This is a genomic window from Pedobacter insulae (assembly GCF_900113525.1).
In the GTDB taxonomy this organism is placed as follows: domain Bacteria; phylum Bacteroidota; class Bacteroidia; order Sphingobacteriales; family Sphingobacteriaceae; genus Pedobacter; species Pedobacter insulae.
The window spans coordinates 338,234-355,599 of sequence record NZ_FOPP01000001.1; the positions used below are offsets into that span (position 1 = coordinate 338,234).

Below are 17,366 nucleotides of genomic sequence, written 5' to 3' on the forward strand. Positions count from 1 at the left end.
AGTAAGTCGTCATTGCGAGCGTAGCGAAGCAATCTAATCGCGAGATTGCTTCGCTACGCTCGCAATGACGAACAACCCAAACGATTAACCGATTGAACAATTAACCAAAGAGATTGCTTCGCTACGCTCGCAATGACAATCTTAAAAAATAGCACAGCCCAACCCCCACTCCCAGCATAACTAGCCATACCCAATAATTTTTATGCTTATTAACAGCTTTTACAACCGAAGTAGCCTTATCGGTAGCTTTTTTGGTTGTTTGAATTTGTTTGTCTTTGCCTGTAATGCTATTCATTGATGTGGTATCGGTAGCGTAGCTACGCTGTGTGCTTAAGCCGCTAATCTCTATTTTTTTTGCTTTGCCTTTAAAACCTTCTTGTATAGAGAAATGGAATAGTGAGTCGGTAGGGAAGATGGTAATCTTGTACAAGTGTGCGGTTGAGTCGTTTACTGTGCTTTGGCGAGTATAAGTGCTCCATTGTAATTGGCTCTCGCTGGTGGTTGTTTGCTCTTGTACAGAGGTTTTTGTTTGCAGGCGGGTTAATGATTTTTTAACGCCGCAGGCAGAGAGGGTTACTATGATGGCTGCTAGGGTAAGGGTGAGGGTTTTCATTTTTTTGGAGGTTAGGGTTGGGGTTTTGGGTTGGGTGGTTGGGTTTGTGGGGTTGGTTTGGTTGGGTGGCTTCTTCCGTCATTGCGAGCGCAGCGAAGCAATCTAACCGTGAGATTGCTTCGCTGCGCTCGCAATGACGGGGCCGGACGCTCGCAATGACGCCCGCTCGCAATGACGGGGCCGCCCGCTCGCAATGACGGACGCTCCGTGAACGGACGCTTGGAACGGACGCTTGCATTGAGATTGCTTCGCTGCGCTCGCAATGACGGATGCTTGGTGTGACGCTTAGTTAACATACCTCGCAACTTGATAAATGCTTTTTACAAGTCGCCGTTTGCGGTACACGCCATCGCCTTCACGGCTGCCTTGGGTATTGGTGTTGCCTTCTACGGTAATGAGCCAGGTGTTGTCCCAGCTATCTATAAAACCTGTGTGGGCAATGCGCCCTTTATCGGCGAAGTAAATGGCAAAAATGTCGGCTTGGGCTGGGGGCTTTTTCTGCTTGCCACGATCCCAGATTACTTTTGTAGCGGGGAACAGGCTTGGCGACCAACCCGTTTGCGGATTGGTTATGCCCGCTTGTCCATACACCCAGCATACAAATGCGGCACACCAGGGGTTGCCTTTGGCGAGGCCAGTATAGGCAAGATATTTTTCAACGGCAGGGCCTGAATTATTGCCTTGCTCCCGTACGCCAATTTGCGAGGTGTAAATTTGTTTAACTTTGGTTCTTAAAGTATCGCTACCAGTATCAGGATAAATCCCAATAACAGAAAGCAATAAAAGCTGAGAAAAATGATTGATTTTTGCCATGGCGTAAAGTGTTTAAAGTTGGTTTCGAAATGATAAATTGAATAGATCGCAAATATTGGCCAGATCATTCTGATGAGCCACCACGTGGCGAGTTTAAAAATGAACATGGCTAGTACTGCCATTAAAATTGCGCTTAGTGCGCCGGGGTCTATGGGGGCTGCGCTATTGTCGACCATACGCACCATTTGCGGGAAGATGATGAAGAGCAAAAGTGCTATCAAAATTCCGAGGTATTCTTTCTTTAGGCGTGGCCCTTGAAAGAGAATTGATTTTAGGTATTCCATGATTTTAAGGTTTAAGGGTGAAAAGTCCGTTGCACAGTGTGCAACGGATTAGGTAAATACTAGATAGCTTCCAGTTCAGGTAGTGTTATTTTACCTAAGTACTGGGTTGGCGAAACTTTACGCTCGTCTCGCGTGACGCAGAATGCCCAAATGTGCAGCTCATCCCCAACGTCTCCGTCTAATTCCAGGCTAAGCGTTCCGCCTGCCCTTACTGCGCTCTCTTCAACATCGTACAGGTTGCTGGTTTTGTTATAGATTACTACTATAACCTTATCATCAACATGGATTCCGCGTTTTTCAATAAAGATCCAGTTTATCGTAAGCATATTGCCTTCCAAAAGCATATGCAGCTGTCTTAAGGGTGCCAATGTTCCCTTGCTTAACTGCATTGTGGGGTAGCTCACGGTATAATCCGGATAATCGCCCTCGATCGCTGTTGTGATAAATGCTCTTACTGCTGCGTTGTAGCCTGTAAGTCCACCCAGTTTTTTGTCGCCAAAGCCGAGTGAGAGGATATCCTTTATAGGACTAAGCATAGCTGCTGATAGCGTAAATTTAGCCTGTACGGCTAGTTGCAATTCCGACGCTTTTTTAGCGCTCTTCTTTGGTAGACTCCTAAGGTAGTTTACTTTGCGCCAGCTACTGCCCACAACGCTACCGAATTTGCCTGAAATGGTGCCGTTGGCACCTTTTGAATAATTTCCCATTTTTTTAATTTTTAAATTGTGAATAAAACTGTTTGTTCATAATCGCTTTGTTACCGGTAATGATTGATTATGAAAGCAAACTTAGGGCGGTGGGCGTTTCCACTGAACTTTTGAACGAAAATGAACGAAAATGAACGTTTTTGAACGAAAATGAACGTTTGTCTCGTTCACGATGGTAAAAGATTGAATTGAAATTAAAAGGTAATAGTGTAGCCTGTTTTCTTACTAAAAAATGCCTTTTTTTTGCTATTTAGGTTAATAACAGGTATAGGGGAGGTAAAGAAAAGGTTAAGGATATGTTAATAACAGGTAAGCGAGTCTCAAGCTAATCCCGAAGCAATCCCAAACAAGTCCCAGGGTCTTGTCAGATCCTACCTCGATTAATACTTTCCATGAATGCGCTATTCAGATCGCTCTTATAAAATCGATTTCCCCCAGGCATTTTCATGGGTCTTAAAGTTCCGTCTTTTACTTTACGTCTGTAAGTGCTATCGCTTATGCGGAGGTATGCTATTACCTGCTGGCGCGTCAACATTTCATCGTTTATCTCTGGAGTGATGGGAGAAGGGGAGTCTATTATGGGCAATGGTCTCCTCAATTCTGTCAGGATCTCCCGTAGGAGTTCTAACACTTGCATTTCGAAAGGAGTATTGTTTTCCATCAAAGAAATTTGTTTTCTCAAAGATGTGTCAACTAGCCTGTCTAAAAAAGGCAAAGGCTGTCTAAATGCGGCACAGAGCCTGTCTAAAACCGGCAAGGGCTATTATCTTATTGATTAAAGCACTTTTTATAACCAAACTATTTAACTACTTTAGATTAAATAAGTTAACCTAGCTTAACGCTTATTCCCATGGCTAAATTTAATTTTGGAGAAAACCTACGCAATCTCAGAGCAGTAAGAGGCATTACCCAGGATGCAATAGCGCTCAAACTTGGCATTTCACAGCGCAGTTATAGTAGGATCGAGAAGCGGGAGAGTTTGCCTCAGCGTGAGCAAATTGAAATCATCGCTAAATATTTCGACGTTCTCTTAACTGATTTATTACCTCCCGTAGATAAGTCGGATCCCCTTTACGTACCGCTTAAAAAAAGTTCAAAGGCAAAAAAGCCAGTGATTTTTTGGAACACTTCGCTAGGTAATATGCTCATTATCGGTTCATTTATTGCTATTCTGGGCGCCACTTACGAGTTTGTTACGGGTTTTTGTTTATACTACAAAGCTTCTGAAGCAACAATTAACAAGGCTCGGTGGAGTGTTTCGCTGATTGTTTTTGTTTTTATGCTGTATAAGGTAAGGAAGATTAAGAAAGAACAGGCCTAGCCAAAAAATAATACTAAACATTGTGCTTCAAAATATTTAAAACTATCTTTATCCTATTACGTATGTACTTACACATATTAAAAGCGATGAAAAGAATTAAAACGGTTGCCATCTTCTTGTTTCTCCTCTCCAATGTTTTTATAGCTTCTGCACAAACCTTACCCTTAGGGCTTCTGCATAATTTGGAAGACAATTTTAGGCGGCAACAACTGCTAGGTAACGATACTTCAAAAAGGTCGTTTATGGTAAGGCCGTTACATATGAGTGAAGCCGATGATTTGAATTACGGTGATTCTGCTTCCTCAGTTAAATTACGTACGCAATTATGGGCTAGTAGCAGCAATAAGTTTAAGCTGTATGCACTGCCTATCACATTGCAGCAACAATTAAACAGTCACCACCCTTACGGTATTAATGATGGGGCAATGATCCCTTCTAAAGGTTACCAGGCTATGTTTTCGGCCGGGGTATTTTTAAAAGCAGGACCGTTAACCGTGCAGTTTAGGCCGGAGTATGTTTTTGCGCAGAATAGTAAATATCCAGTTTTAACGGATTTTGATCAGCCGGCAACACTATTGAACGCTTATTATGGGTATTATAATTCGGTAGATGCTCCTTCCAACTTTGGGAATGGAACTTATAGCCAGTTTAATTTAGGCCAAAGTAGTGTGCGCTTAAATTTGGGTGCTGCATCTGTTGGTATTTCTAATGAAAATTTATGGTGGGGACCCGGCAGATATAACAGTTTAATTATGACAAACAATGCCGCTGGTTTTAAACACTTAACATTAAATACGACTAAGCCAGTAATAACGGCGATTGGTTCATTTGAAGCTCAATTGATAGCAGGGAAATTGGAAAATTCAGGAGTTGCTAATCCCGAGGGGGTAAAATATAGCGTTAAAAAGAGAGATTCTCGCTACATCAACGGTTTGTCGCTTGCTTATCAACCAAAATGGATCTCGGGTTTATATTTAGGCTTAAATCGTTCTTTCATTTCCTATAGTAACGATGTGGGCAATAGTTTTACCGATTACCTACCTGTTTTCTCTTTTTTAACAAAATCAGCTTATGCTGAGGATTCCAATTCAAATACAGAAGACACTAAAAAAAGAGATCAGCTTATTTCGTTTTTTACCCGCTGGGTATGGCCAGAGTCACGTTCAGAAATTTATTTTGAGTGGGGTAGAGAGGATCATTCATGGAATGGACGTGATGCATTTTTGGAGCCGGAACATACTCGTGCTTATGTTGTTGGCTTCAATAAGCTGGTCCCTTTTAGGCAAAAGGCAGGGGAATTTATTCAAATTGGGGTTGAGTTTAGTCAATTAGAACAATCTAATAGTAATGAAGTTCGAGGCGCCGGTACATGGTATAGTCACTCTCAAATTATTCATGGTTACACGCAGAAGGGACAATTCTTAGGGGCTGGTAATGGTCCCGATAATATGCAAACCTTAGATATAGCTTGGGTAAAGGAGCTAAAACGAATTGGCTTAAAGATAGAGAGAAGAGTGCACAATAATGATCTTTATTATAAAGGTTTTAATGCAACTAGGGATCCGAGAAGGCACTGGGTTGATTTAGGTTTTATTGGACAATTTGACTATACTAAGGGTAAAATTACCCTAAATGCCCAATTAGGATTAATTAATTCGTTGAATTATCAATACTATTTACCCAATCCCCCAGTGGGTGAGTATTGGCATGGGAATAAAAATGATTTCGCTAATTTCAATTTAAAAATAGGCTTAATGTATAGTTTGTAAGATATTTTAATTACCTCGTAAACAACTAGCTGGAAAAAAGAAGAAATTTTCCTTTATTACCGGCATCAAATTTGCTTAAGCAGCAGAACTTGTTAATTTTAAGGGAAAGCGCCTAGATTAACAGACGATTAATTTTGAGCTTAATCCTAACATTTTCAAGTTCATAATAGTATATTTGCGAAATTAATTATAACCATTCAATCTATGAAAAAGATCTTTTACCTTTTTGCTGCTGTTCTGTTTTTAAGCAGCTGCGGTGTAAAATATGAAACTATACCTTATTTTACAGACCTCCCAGCAGGCAATTTAGCTGAAGACATCAACAATCAGACGATTTTAAAAATTCAAAAGAATGATATTTTAGCGATTACGGTGTCGAGTTTGGACGAGAAATCAGATGCCTACTTTAATTTAGGTAATATGGGAGCTGCCCAGGCAAGCATTACTAGCGGAGCAGCAGGAATTCCAAATCCCAACGGCTTTATTGTAGATCAACAAGGGAATGTGCAATTGCCTTACCTAGGTTCAGTAAAGGTAGAAGGTTTAAGTACTTATGATGCTCGTAAGTTGATTGAAACTAAATTAGATGAAGGAAAATTTTTAGTTAGACCGGTATTGAAAATTAGATTAGTGAACTTTAAGATTTCAGTATTAGGTGATGTGCAACGTCCTGGTGTTTATCCTGTTCAGAGTGAGCGTATTACTATTATAGAGGCATTGGGAATGGCGGGAGATTTAAATATTACCGCAAAAAGAAATGATATATTGCTCGTAAGAGAGAATTTAGGTAAAAGACAGCAAGTACGTTTAGACCTGCAAAGTAAAGATCTTTTTAATTCTCCATACTATTATTTAGAAAACAATGATGTACTGATTGTGACACCTAGCGCAGCTAAATATGCAAGTGTCGATGCTAGTTATCGCAATGTAGGTCTTGTTCTTTCTGTTTTATCTGTAATTGCTTTGGTGATTACTCGCTTTTAACAACTTATGCAAAACGAAAATACCCAAAATAACAATTTTGAAGAAAATAATATAAATCTAAGAGAAATACTTGGTAAGTATTTATATCATTGGCCCGTTTTTATAATAGGTCTTATTGTCTGTTTAATTATTGCTTTTTTTTATTTACGTTATACCCCCCTCACGTATCAAGTAAACAGTGTATTGTTAATTAAGGATGAAAAAAAAGGAGGCGGAACTGGGGGAGATTTACTTTCTGAGCTGGATATTTTTGGTACAACTAAAGTCGTTGACAATGAAATCGAAATATTGAAGTCAAAAACTTTAATGCGTAGGGTAGTTTCTCGACTAAACTTAATGATTGGCTATACCATAGAAGGCCGAATAATGGAAAGTGATATTTATGCTTCGAAACCAATAAATATTGGCGTTGCTGAGTTGGATAGCACTTGGCATGGCAAGACTTTATTGCTAACCTTTCCAAGTAATAATCAATATTTGTTAGAAGAGCCCTTAAGTGGTAAAAAAGTGAGGGGCGTACTTGATACTTTGCAAAGAACAACTTTTGGCGTTTTTAAGGTCCAGAAAAATGATAATTTTTATAAGTGGCGCCAAAAGTACAAAGTTCCCATTTATTTAACATTAAGTAACCCACAAGTTGTTGCGGATCAATATTTAAAAAATCTTAATATTAGTTTATCAAGTAAACAATCATCTGTTTTAAACCTAAGCATTCAAACTAATGTAGTTGAAAAAGGAAAGGATATCTTGAACACTCTCGTTCAAGTCTATAACGAAGCTGGTTTAGCAGATAAGAATAGGACTACCCAAAGTACCATGGATTTTATCGATGTTCGTTCCAAATTAATTAGTGGAGAGTTAACAGATGTTGAGAAAGATGTGGAGAGTTTTAAAAGCACGCGTGGCATAACGACGATGAGTAATGATGCATCTCTCTTTTTAGATAATGTTAAAGCTAATGATAACCGTTTGAGTGAAATCGAATTGCAGTTGTCTGTTATCACCGATATTCGCCGTTATGTTAATTCTAATTCCTCTAAAGAAAAGCTGCCGAGTACTTTAGGAGTTGAAGATCCAATTTTATTACAACAAATAACAAAATTAGGAGAATTACAATTAGAGCGAGATGATCTAATGGCTAGAACAGGGGAAAATAATCCAAGACTGGAGCCCTTGATGAATCAAATTAAAACTACAAGAGAGGGTATTTTAAGCTCGGTAGATAATTTATACGAGTCGATAAATAATACTAAAATAACACTTCAAGGCAATGAATCTCAGATTCAAAGTAATATTAGAAAAATGCCTGGACAGGAGCGTCAATTAATGAGCATTGAACGTAAAAAGGCTACGAAAGAAAGTATTTATCTATATCTCTTACAAAAGAAAGAGGAAGCCGCCCTGTCTTACGCATCTGCAGTTGCAGACAGTCGAATCGTTGATCCGGCTTTTTCTTCGGGGTTACCGATTAAACCAAAACGACAGCTAATATATTTAGGTGCATTCTTTTTGGGTATTTTAATCCCTGTCGGCTATGTTTATGGAAAAGATCTTTTAAATAATAAGGTTGATGGCGTAAGTGATATAAACAAACTTACTAGAACTCCAGTTTTAGGGGAAATTTTGTATGAGGAAGGTACAGAAGCCATTGTAGTTGCTGCAAATAGCAGAAAGGCTATTGCTGAGCAATTCAGATCTATTCGAACGAACATGGCATTTTTACATGGGAAAACAAAAGAAGGAGAAGGGAAAGTAACCTTATTTACTTCGAGCACTAGTGGTGAAGGTAAATCTTTTGTAGCAAGTAATATAGCTGCAGCTATGGCGATAGCAGGTAAAAAGACTGTATTATTGGAGCTTGATTTGCGCAAACCTAAAGTAAGTAAGTATCTTAATTTAAACAATAAAATTGGTTTAAGTAATTATTTAATTGGTGCGGTAAATATTAATGATATAATACAAGGAACCTCGATAAGTCCAAACTTTTTTGTAATTGGTTCAGGTCCAATTCCTCCTAATCCGTCCGAGTTATTGATACAAACAGAGATAGATAAATTAATCAGCTACTTGAAAGCTAATTATGATGAAATTTTGATTGATACACCACCAATAGGTCTTGTAACTGATGCCCAAATCTTGGCCCGTTTAGCTGATGCGAGTATTTATTTGGTACGACATGGAGTGACATTTAAGCAACAAATTAGCAATCTGGAGGAGTTGTTCCAGCAACGTAAGTTCCCTAAACTTAACGTGATTCTAAACGGAGTAAAGTTAGGTGGCAGTTATGGCTACGGCTATGGTTACGGTTACGGATATGGCTATGGTTATTATTCGGACGATGTAAAACAGAAGAAGAAATCGTTAAAAAATATAAGTAAGAGTTTTTTCAATCGTTTTTAATTCCATCTATGTATACAAATTTTAAAAAAGAAGATAATAAAATTGCAATTATCGGTCTAGGTTATGTAGGCCTGCCATTAGCAATTGAATTTGCCAAACAATATGAAGTGTTGGGTTTTGATATCAACTTAGCTAGAGTTGAAGAATTAAGCGAGGGAAAGGATCGGACCCAAGAAGCAAATTTGGATGATTTAAACAAATTAATTGCTGATAAAGCGAAAGGTGATTTATCAATAGGTATTTCATTCTCTTCAAAAAAAGAGGATCTTAAGAATTATAACGTATTTATTGTTACCGTACCTACACCTATTGATCAATTTAAAGCGCCGGATTTAACACCATTAATTAAGGCTTCTGAAATGCTGGGGTCGGTTTTGAAAGTAGGAGATCTAGTTATTTATGAATCCACTGTATATCCAGGATGTACAGAGGAAGACTGTGTTCCAATTCTTGAAATGCAGTCAGGACTGAAATTTAACGACGATTTTTTTGTTGGCTATTCTCCAGAGCGAATTAACCCAGGTGACAAAGTAAATACACTTGTTAAGATCAAAAAGGTAACTTCAGGGTCAACTCCGGAAATTGCTGATAAAGTAGACAATTTATATAAATCCATCATAATTGCTGGCACTCACAAAGCACCAAGTATAAAAGTTGCTGAGGCTAGTAAAGCTATTGAGAATGCTCAGCGAGATGTTAATATTTCTTTTGTAAATGAACTTGCTTTGATATTTGATCGGATCGGAATTGACACAACCGACGTTATTGAAGCGGCAGGGTCTAAATGGAATTTCTTAAAATACAAACCAGGTTTAGTTGGTGGTCATTGCATCGGCGTTGATCCCTATTATCTAGCTCACAAAGCGCAAGCTTTGGGCTATCATCCACAAGTAATTCTTTCTGGAAGAAGGGTTAACGATAATATGGGAATGTTTGTTGCTAATAAGGTTATTAAATTAATGATAAATAAAGGCCAGGTTATTAAAGGTGCAAAAGCCTTAATATTAGGGTTTACATTTAAAGAGAACTGTCCAGATGTTAGGAATACACGTGTGATTGATATTTATAATGAACTAATTCAGTTTGGTTTAGAAGTTGATATTTATGATCCGTGGGCAAATATTCATGATGTAAAAGAAGAGTACGGTGTGGAAATTAAAGCAGACTTGAATGGCGATTCATACAAATCCATTATTGTAGCTGTTGCACATAATGAATTTTTGAATATCAACTATAAGGAATATAAGGATGCTGGTGCGGTAATTTTTGATACTAAATCTTTTGTTAATAGAGATTTAGTTGATGGTAGGTTATAATAATAAACGATATATAAAACTATGTTAGATCTTAACGGTAAGTCACTTTTAATAACTGGAGGAACAGGCTCCTTGGGGAAGGCATTAACTTCTCATATTTTAAAAAATAGTCCAGGAATAAAAAGGTTGATTATTTTTTCAAGAGATGAACAGAAACAATTTCAAATGGGACAAGACTACCCTGCTAGTAAATACCCACAATTGAGATTTTTTATTGGCGATGTAAGAGATAGAGAGCGTTTAATAAGAGCCATGCAAGGAGTTGATTATGTAATCCATGCTGCAGCGATGAAGCATGTGCCAATTGCAGAGTATAATCCTGACGAATGTATTAAAACCAATATTGGCGGTGCTCAAAATGTTGTAGACGCATGTTTTGCTACAAAGGTTGAGCGTGTTGTAGCTCTGTCTACTGATAAGGCTTGTGCTCCTATTAACTTGTACGGTGCTACAAAGTTAACATCTGATAAGCTTTTCGTAGCTGCAAACAATATTAAGGGAGATAATCCTATTAGATTTTCTGTGGTAAGATATGGAAATGTAATGGGGTCAAATGGTTCTGTAATTCCATTTTTTATCAATAAGAAGAAAGAAGGTAAATTGCCAATCACTGATCCAAAAATGACAAGATTTAATATCTCCCTTGATGGTGGAGTTGATATGGTAATGCATGCCCTTGAAGAAGCATGGGGAGGAGAAATTTTTATACCTAAAATTCCATCTTATAATATTACAGATGTAGCAACGGCTATTGGACCTGATTGTGAACAAGTTATTGTTGGAATTAGACCGGGAGAAAAAGTTCATGAAGAGATGATTACTCCATCCGATTCCTTTTACACTTACGATTTAGGGAAGTATTACACAATTTTGCCTGCAACACACAAATGGAGCTTGGACGAATTTAAGACTAAATTTAATGCTAAATTAGTTGAAGAAGGTTTTGCATACAATTCTGGTGATAATACTGAATGGGAAACAGTTGAAAGCTTGCGGGCTTTAATTAAGGAACATGTCGATTCAACTTTTGAAAACTAATGGAGAATAAAATTATACCATACGGTCGTCAGAATATTACGGAAGAAGATCTTAAGGCTGTTGTAGAGACTTTAAATTCCGACTATTTAACACAAGGACCTAAAATTGAAGAATTTGAGGTTGCCTTTGCGAAATATGTAGGAAGTAAATATGCAGTTGCCCTTGCTAATGGAACTGCGGCGCTACATTTATGTGCTTTGGCCTTGGATGTTAAAGAAGGTACTAAGGTTATTACTACACCAATAACTTTTGCTGCTTCGGCCAATTGTATTCGTTATTGTGGTGGCGAGGTGGTATTTTCAGATATTGATCCTGATACATATTTACTTGATATTAATAAAGTAAGAACTCTTCTTGAAGCATCTCCAAAGGGTACATATCAAGGTATTGTACCAGTGGATTTTGGCGGTAGAGCAGTTAATCTGGAAGAATTCAAAGCACTTGCCGATGAATATGGATTATGGATTATCGAAGATGCATGCCATGCTCCAGGAGGGTATTTTACCGATTCAAAAGGTGCAATACAAAATTGTGGGAATGGTAAAAATGCAGATTTGGCGATATTTTCTTTTCACCCAGTTAAACATATCGCATCGGGTGAAGGTGGAATGATTACTACAAACGATGAGGAATTGTATAAAAAGTTGTTAATGCTGAGAACGCATGGTATAACCAAAAATGCAGATTGCTTTATTAACACAAAGGATTTTGCCGCTGGTGCCGAAAATCAAACTGCCTATCCAGGATGGTATATGGAAATGCAAACACTGGGTTATAACTATCGTTTAACCGATTTTCAAGCTGCGCTTGGATTAAGTCAATTGAATAGGGCAGATGAAGGGATTGATAGGAGGCGTGCGATTGCATTAAAATATGCAGAAGCATTTACAGATAAAACCTTTATCAAAGGACAAGCAGATTCTATCGAGGGGCATGCTTATCACTTATATATTATTGAAGCAGAAAATAGGGTTGGTCTTTATAACTACTTACGTGAGCATAAAATCTTCGCTCAAATTCACTATATACCATGCCATTTGATGCCTTATTATCGAGAACTTGGATGGAAAGAGGGAGATATGCCTCATTCTGAAAACTATTATAAATATTGTATTAGCTTGCCGATGTATCCTACCTTAACAGACGAGGAACAAGATTTTGTAATCGGAAAAATAAATACATTTTATGAACTTCAATCATAAAATTGGATTAGGGACGGTACAATTTGGAATGCCTTACGGTATTTCTAATAGTGGTGGACAGACTTCTGATAAAGAGGTTGCTGATATTTTAAAATACGCATTAAGCAATAATGTATTATTTATTGATACTGCATCTGCTTATGGGAATGCTGAGGATATATTAGGAAAGACTAATTTGGAACCTTTTAAGGTTATTTCTAAATTTATGCCTCCTACTGCCTCTGTGGGTATAGAAGAACAGCTCAATCAGAGCTTGTCAAAATTACAAATTGGTAGCCTTTATGGTTATTTAGCACATCGACCAACTGATCTGTTGAAAAATCCGCATCATTGGCTGGAGTTAGAAAGATTAAGAGAGGAAAATAAGGTAGGCAAAATTGGATACTCATTAAATACAGTAGAAGAACTTATCACCTTGCTTGATAAAGACATGATTCCAGATTTAGTACAGGTGCCTTATAACTATTTTGATAACAGGTTTCGTCATCAATTAATCGAATTGAAATCTCAAGGTTGTGAGATTCATACGAGATCTGCCTTTTTACAAGGCCTCTTTTTTATGAATGTGGATGAGCTCCCTGTATTTTTTGCTGAGGTGAAGGAGGATATTCAAAACTTACAGACTGAATTCAAAGAAAGCTTAGCAAGTGTGTTATTGAAGTATGTCTTATCATTAGACTTCATAGATTGTGTTATAATGGGTGTCGAAAATGTACAACAACTGTCTTTAAACATAACTAATATAAGTGAAGCTCCAATTATCAAAGATTGGAACAGAAAAATATCAGATCTTATTTTAATGCCAGTTAACTGGCCAAGTAAGTAAACAAGCATGATACAAACATTTGACTTAAAAAGTAAAGTAGTTTTAATAACTGGGGGATATGGCCACTTAGGTAGGGCTATTACAGAAAGTTTGGTATACCATGGCGCTAAGGTATATGTCTTAGGAAGGGATGTAGATAAATTTAATCTATGCTTTAACGAGAATGCTGCTCTAGATAAGAATTTGTTTTTTGAGGAAACGGATGTTTCAAATACAATAAGCATTAAAAATTCTTTTAACAAAATATTTAGTGTTGAAGGAAGAATTGATGTACTTGTTAATAATGCGTTTTATAGTAAAGGCCAGTCACCTGAGAAAATGACAGATGAAGAATGGTCTTACGGCATTGATGGGAATCTTGGGAGTACTTTTAGATGTATGCGTGAAATTATTCCTTTTTTTAAAGAATTAAAAGGAGGAAAGATCATTAATGTTTCGTCTATGTATGGAATTGTCGCTCCTCAATTCGAAGTTTATGAAGGATTCCCTTCTTTTTTAAATCCTCCCCATTACGGTGCAGCAAAGGCAGGAGTAATTCAAATGACGAAATACTATGCTAGCTATCTGGGTCATCTAAATATAAATGTAAATACTATTACTCCTGGCCCTTTCCCTTCCAATTCGGTTAAAGTGAATGAAGGGTTTATAAAGGCCCTTGAAAGTAAAACATGCTTAAATAAAATTGGCGAACCAGAAGATTTAGCGGGTGCATTTGTTTTTTTAGCTTCAGATGCCTCAAATTTTATAACTGGGCAAAATTTAATTATAGATGGCGGCTGGACAGCAAAATAAAATTGCTTTGGTTATCCAGGCAAGAATGAGATCTACTCGGCTACCGGGGAAAATTCTATTACCTATACCATTAGGTAGTGGAAAACCATTACTTTCTTGGGTGATAGATGAATTGAAAGCTTTTTCTCTTGCCAATGACATCTTTATAGCTACATCAACAAATCTTGAAAATGATTTACTAGTTTCATATTGTATAGACAATAAAATTCAGTGTTATAGAGGAGAAGAAGATAATGTTTTGAGTAGGTTTATTTCCATTGCTAATATGGGGCCCTACAATTGTATAGTAAGATTAACAGCCGATAATCCCATAATCGATATCGATATATTAGAACGTGTTGTTATGCGTCATCTCAACAATGGAAATGATTATACCAAGACTGAAGATTTACCAGTTGGAATGAATTTCGAGGTTGTTGCTACTTCGGCATTACTGGACTTGCAAAAGTACAAGCTTAGTTTAGACGATGAAGAACATGTCACAATGTTCATTAGAAATAACGAACAGTATAAAAAAGAGATTTATCCAATTGCCGACTATAAGCATTTAAAGGGATTGAGGTTGACAATCGATTACGCCTCGGATTATACGTTAATATCATCTTTACTATCTCAATGCATTAATGATGATAAGTTGAAAGGAATACAGATTGTCGAGAGGGCTTTTAATAAATATCCTTGGATTTTCGAATCTAATGGAGGAAATTTTCAGAAAAAACAGTATCTAGATCTTGATGAAGAACTTAGAGAAGCTCGTGCATTTCTCGAAAACCATGATTTTAAAAGAGTTGCAAAAATCCTAAAAGTAAAAAATGAAGACTAAAGTCTATATTCGCGTCGACGGTAATGGAGATATAGGACTGGGGCACCTAGTTCGATGTATTGCCTTAGGTCAAATGTTGAAAAATGGATTTAAAATTTATTTTTTTTGTAAGGAAGTACCCGAGACCATTATTAGTGATATAATAGCTAACCAATTTGAATTTTTTAAGATTCGAGAAGAATCAGAGTTTTTAGCTATCTTAGAAGGTAATGAGATGGTTGTCTTAGACAATTATTTCTTTGAGCCAAGCTATCAAGAGCAAATTAAAAATTTGGCTGGAAAACTAATATGTATAGATGATTTACACGATAAGAAGTTTTATGCAGATTTGATAATTAATCATGCCCCAGACACCAAAGCTAATGAGTATGATGCAATGCTATATACGCAATTCGCTTTAGGATTAGAATATGCTTTGTTGCGAAGTTTTTTTTTAGAACAAGCAAAAATAGGCCGACAAACTAATCTCATTGAATCAGTTGTAATATGTTTTGGCGGATCTGACCCTAACAACTTAACTTGCAAAACGTTAAAGGTTGTTCTGAAAGAGGCTAGAATTAAAAAAGTTAGTGTTATAATTGGATCCGCTTATAGGTTTAGAAATGATCTAATTAATATCTCCAGCAGATACCCGCATACGTCGGTTTTTACTGCCGTGAGTGAAGAGCAAATGTTGAAACTAATGAGTACGTCAGACCTTGCTATTGTTCCCTCAAGTGGGATCTTATTAGAGGCTCTTGCTACTGGTTGTAGAGTGATCTCAGGAATATATACAGAAAACCAAAAATTTATTTTTTCACAATATAAAGAAGCTGGTTTTTTTGTAAGTGCAGAGGATTTCTCTACAATGAATATTGAAAATGCGTTGAGGACTGTTTTGGCAAAAGAGGGAAGCGCCTATAAAAGTTTAAAAATTGATGGGTGTTCTGGGGAACGAATCTTTAGGATTTTTAATCAACTTAAACTTGAAAATGAAGTTGAATTACGGTACGCAGAACCTGACGATTTAACAATCACTTTTAATTGGGCGAAAGATCCTATAATAAGGGCATTTTCTTTTAATAGAAATGAGATAAAATACTCCGAACATGAAAATTGGTATCTTTCTAAAATTAAGGATAATAAATGTAAGTTTTTTATAGCTCAGAGGAATAGTGAGAAATTAGGCTCAATTCGGTTTGACATAGAAAAGGGCAGAGCTGTTATAAGTTTTTTAGTTGATCCGAAATATCATGGTTTGGGATTAGGACAAATTTTACTAAAAAAAGGTTTAGATAAACTTATAGATGAGGATTTAACAATAAATAGTGTAGTGGGATACGTAATGCCGGATAATTTGGCATCAGTTAAGGCTTTTGAACGATTAGGCTATACTAAAACTATACATAATAGTAATTTTGAATTTATAAAACTATTAAATCAACAATAAATGAAAATAGATTATTTTAATATAGATAATGAGAGTCCGGTTTTTATAATTGCTGAATTGTCAGCAAACCACAATGGGAGAATTGATACCGCTTTAGAGACTATTAAAGCTGCTAAACGTGCGGGTGCTGATTGTATCAAATTTCAAACTTACACCGCAGATACCATTACTATTGATTCCAAAATGGATGATTTTAGAATTGGGGGTACAATTTGGGATGGTCAATATCTCTATGATTTATATAAAGAGGCCTATACCCCTTGGGAATGGCATGAGAAATTATTTCAAGCGGCCAAAGACGAAGGATTGATATGTTTTTCGTCGCCATTTGACCCGACGTCAGTTGAGTTATTAGAGGCTTTAGATGTTCCCGCTTATAAAATTGCATCTTTTGAAATTACAGATATTCCTTTGATTGAGTTAGTTGCTTCTAAGGGCAAGCCAGTAATTATTTCTACTGGAATTGCGACAGAAGATGATATCGAATTAGCTTTAGCTGCTTGTAGAAGAAAAGGAAACAATGATATAGCATTGTTGAAGTGTACTTCCAGCTATCCTGCCCCAATTGAAGAAGCCAATATGATTATGATAAAAGATTTTGCTGCAAAATATGGAGTGATATCAGGGTTGTCTGATCATACTATTGGAAGCACAGTTCCAGTTGTAGCAACTTGTTTTGGTGCGAAGATAATTGAAAAGCATTTTATTTTAGACCGGGCTATTGGGGGACCAGATGCTTCTTTTTCTATGAACGAACAAGAATTTACGGAAATGGTTAAGGCCGTTAGACAAGCAGAAAAGGCTATTGGTGTGGTTGATTATACGTTGACTGAGAAGCAACTAAAAGGCAAAGATTTTTCTAGATCTCTTTATATCGTTGAAGATATAAAGGAGGGTCAAGTGTTCACAAGTTCCAACGTACGTTCTATAAGGCCGGGGTTCGGATTGCATCCAAAGAACTATGAACTTGTACTAGGAAAGAGAGCTACGAAAGACTTGTCTAAAGGTACGGCGATGGATATTCAGTATATAGGTCTAGAATAATGGGC

The 17,366-nt window shown here is 37.0% G+C and carries 17 protein-coding genes; 12 read left to right on the top strand and 5 right to left on the bottom strand.

Features of this window, described 5'->3' with window-relative positions; genetic code table 11:
* Positions 1–121: 121 nt before the first annotated feature.
* The 5 genes from BM207_RS01520 to BM207_RS19420 form a co-directional block, all read right to left on the bottom strand.
* Entirely contained in the window at positions 122–613 is a 492-nt protein-coding gene (locus BM207_RS01520) for a hypothetical protein (RefSeq protein WP_090991787.1), read from the bottom strand.
* A gap of 285 nt (positions 614–898) precedes the next feature.
* A complete protein-coding gene (locus BM207_RS01525; protein WP_143095901.1) occupies positions 899–1,426 on the bottom strand; it encodes a CHAP domain-containing protein in 528 nt (175 codons plus the stop codon).
* Positions 1,345–1,710, bottom strand: coding sequence for a hypothetical protein (locus tag BM207_RS19080; RefSeq protein WP_177217030.1), 366 nt, complete (start codon positions 1,708–1,710; stop codon positions 1,345–1,347). Before BM207_RS19080 ends, BM207_RS01525 begins: the two co-directional genes overlap by 82 nt.
* A gap of 59 nt (positions 1,711–1,769) precedes the next feature.
* A complete protein-coding gene (locus tag BM207_RS01530; protein ID WP_090991788.1) occupies positions 1,770–2,417 on the bottom strand; it encodes a DUF6266 family protein in 648 nt (215 codons plus the stop codon).
* Positions 2,418–2,781: 364 nt separating this feature from the next.
* Positions 2,782–3,078, bottom strand: a complete 297-nt coding sequence (locus BM207_RS19420) for a helix-turn-helix domain-containing protein (protein WP_090991789.1) — start codon at positions 3,076–3,078, stop codon at positions 2,782–2,784.
* A 189-nt stretch (positions 3,079–3,267) separates the two neighbouring features.
* Between BM207_RS19420 and BM207_RS01540 the strand changes: the two genes are divergently transcribed.
* From BM207_RS01540 to pseI, 12 genes are all read left to right on the top strand, one after another.
* Positions 3,268–3,738: a helix-turn-helix domain-containing protein gene (locus BM207_RS01540; RefSeq protein ID WP_090991790.1), complete on the top strand. Its 471-nt coding sequence runs from the start codon at positions 3,268–3,270 to the stop codon at positions 3,736–3,738.
* Between the two features lie 86 nt (positions 3,739–3,824).
* Positions 3,825–5,507, top strand: coding sequence for a capsule assembly Wzi family protein (locus BM207_RS01545; protein WP_177217031.1), 1,683 nt, complete (start codon positions 3,825–3,827; stop codon positions 5,505–5,507).
* Between the two features lie 204 nt (positions 5,508–5,711).
* Positions 5,712–6,491 carry a polysaccharide biosynthesis/export family protein gene (locus BM207_RS01550; RefSeq protein ID WP_090991792.1) on the top strand — a complete coding sequence of 260 codons (780 nt, stop codon included), beginning with the start codon at positions 5,712–5,714 and terminating at the stop codon, positions 6,489–6,491.
* 6 nt (positions 6,492–6,497) lie between these two features.
* Positions 6,498–8,891 (top strand): GumC family protein, encoded by a 2,394-nt coding sequence (locus BM207_RS01555; RefSeq protein WP_090991793.1) that lies wholly within the window; start codon positions 6,498–6,500, stop codon positions 8,889–8,891.
* A gap of 8 nt (positions 8,892–8,899) precedes the next feature.
* Complete coding sequence (locus BM207_RS01560) at positions 8,900–10,207, top strand: nucleotide sugar dehydrogenase (RefSeq protein WP_090991794.1); 1,308 nt, start codon at positions 8,900–8,902, stop codon at positions 10,205–10,207.
* A 21-nt stretch (positions 10,208–10,228) separates the two neighbouring features.
* A complete protein-coding gene (gene pseB, locus BM207_RS01565; protein WP_090991795.1) occupies positions 10,229–11,245 on the top strand; it encodes a UDP-N-acetylglucosamine 4,6-dehydratase (inverting) in 1,017 nt (338 codons plus the stop codon).
* The gene (gene pseC, locus BM207_RS01570) at positions 11,245–12,447 is read left to right on the top strand and encodes a UDP-4-amino-4,6-dideoxy-N-acetyl-beta-L-altrosamine transaminase (protein WP_090991796.1); all 1,203 of its coding nucleotides are present in this window, start codon (positions 11,245–11,247) and stop codon (positions 12,445–12,447) included. Before pseB ends, pseC begins: the two co-directional genes overlap by 1 nt.
* Complete coding sequence (locus tag BM207_RS01575) at positions 12,431–13,273, top strand: aldo/keto reductase (RefSeq protein ID WP_090991797.1); 843 nt, start codon at positions 12,431–12,433, stop codon at positions 13,271–13,273. Before pseC ends, BM207_RS01575 begins: the two co-directional genes overlap by 17 nt.
* Positions 13,274–13,279: 6 nt before the next feature.
* The gene (locus BM207_RS01580; protein ID WP_090991798.1) at positions 13,280–14,065 is read left to right on the top strand and encodes an SDR family oxidoreductase; all 786 of its coding nucleotides are present in this window, start codon (positions 13,280–13,282) and stop codon (positions 14,063–14,065) included.
* Positions 14,043–14,888 carry a cytidylyltransferase domain-containing protein gene (locus BM207_RS01585; protein ID WP_090991799.1) on the top strand — a complete coding sequence of 282 codons (846 nt, stop codon included), beginning with the start codon at positions 14,043–14,045 and terminating at the stop codon, positions 14,886–14,888. The genes BM207_RS01580 and BM207_RS01585 overlap by 23 nt, the downstream gene beginning before the upstream one ends.
* The gene (pseG, locus tag BM207_RS01590) at positions 14,878–16,317 is read left to right on the top strand and encodes a UDP-2,4-diacetamido-2,4,6-trideoxy-beta-L-altropyranose hydrolase (RefSeq protein ID WP_090991800.1); all 1,440 of its coding nucleotides are present in this window, start codon (positions 14,878–14,880) and stop codon (positions 16,315–16,317) included. The genes BM207_RS01585 and pseG overlap by 11 nt, the downstream gene beginning before the upstream one ends.
* The gene (gene pseI, locus BM207_RS01595; RefSeq protein WP_090991801.1) at positions 16,318–17,361 is read left to right on the top strand and encodes a pseudaminic acid synthase; all 1,044 of its coding nucleotides are present in this window, start codon (positions 16,318–16,320) and stop codon (positions 17,359–17,361) included.
* Positions 17,362–17,366 lie beyond the last annotated feature (5 nt).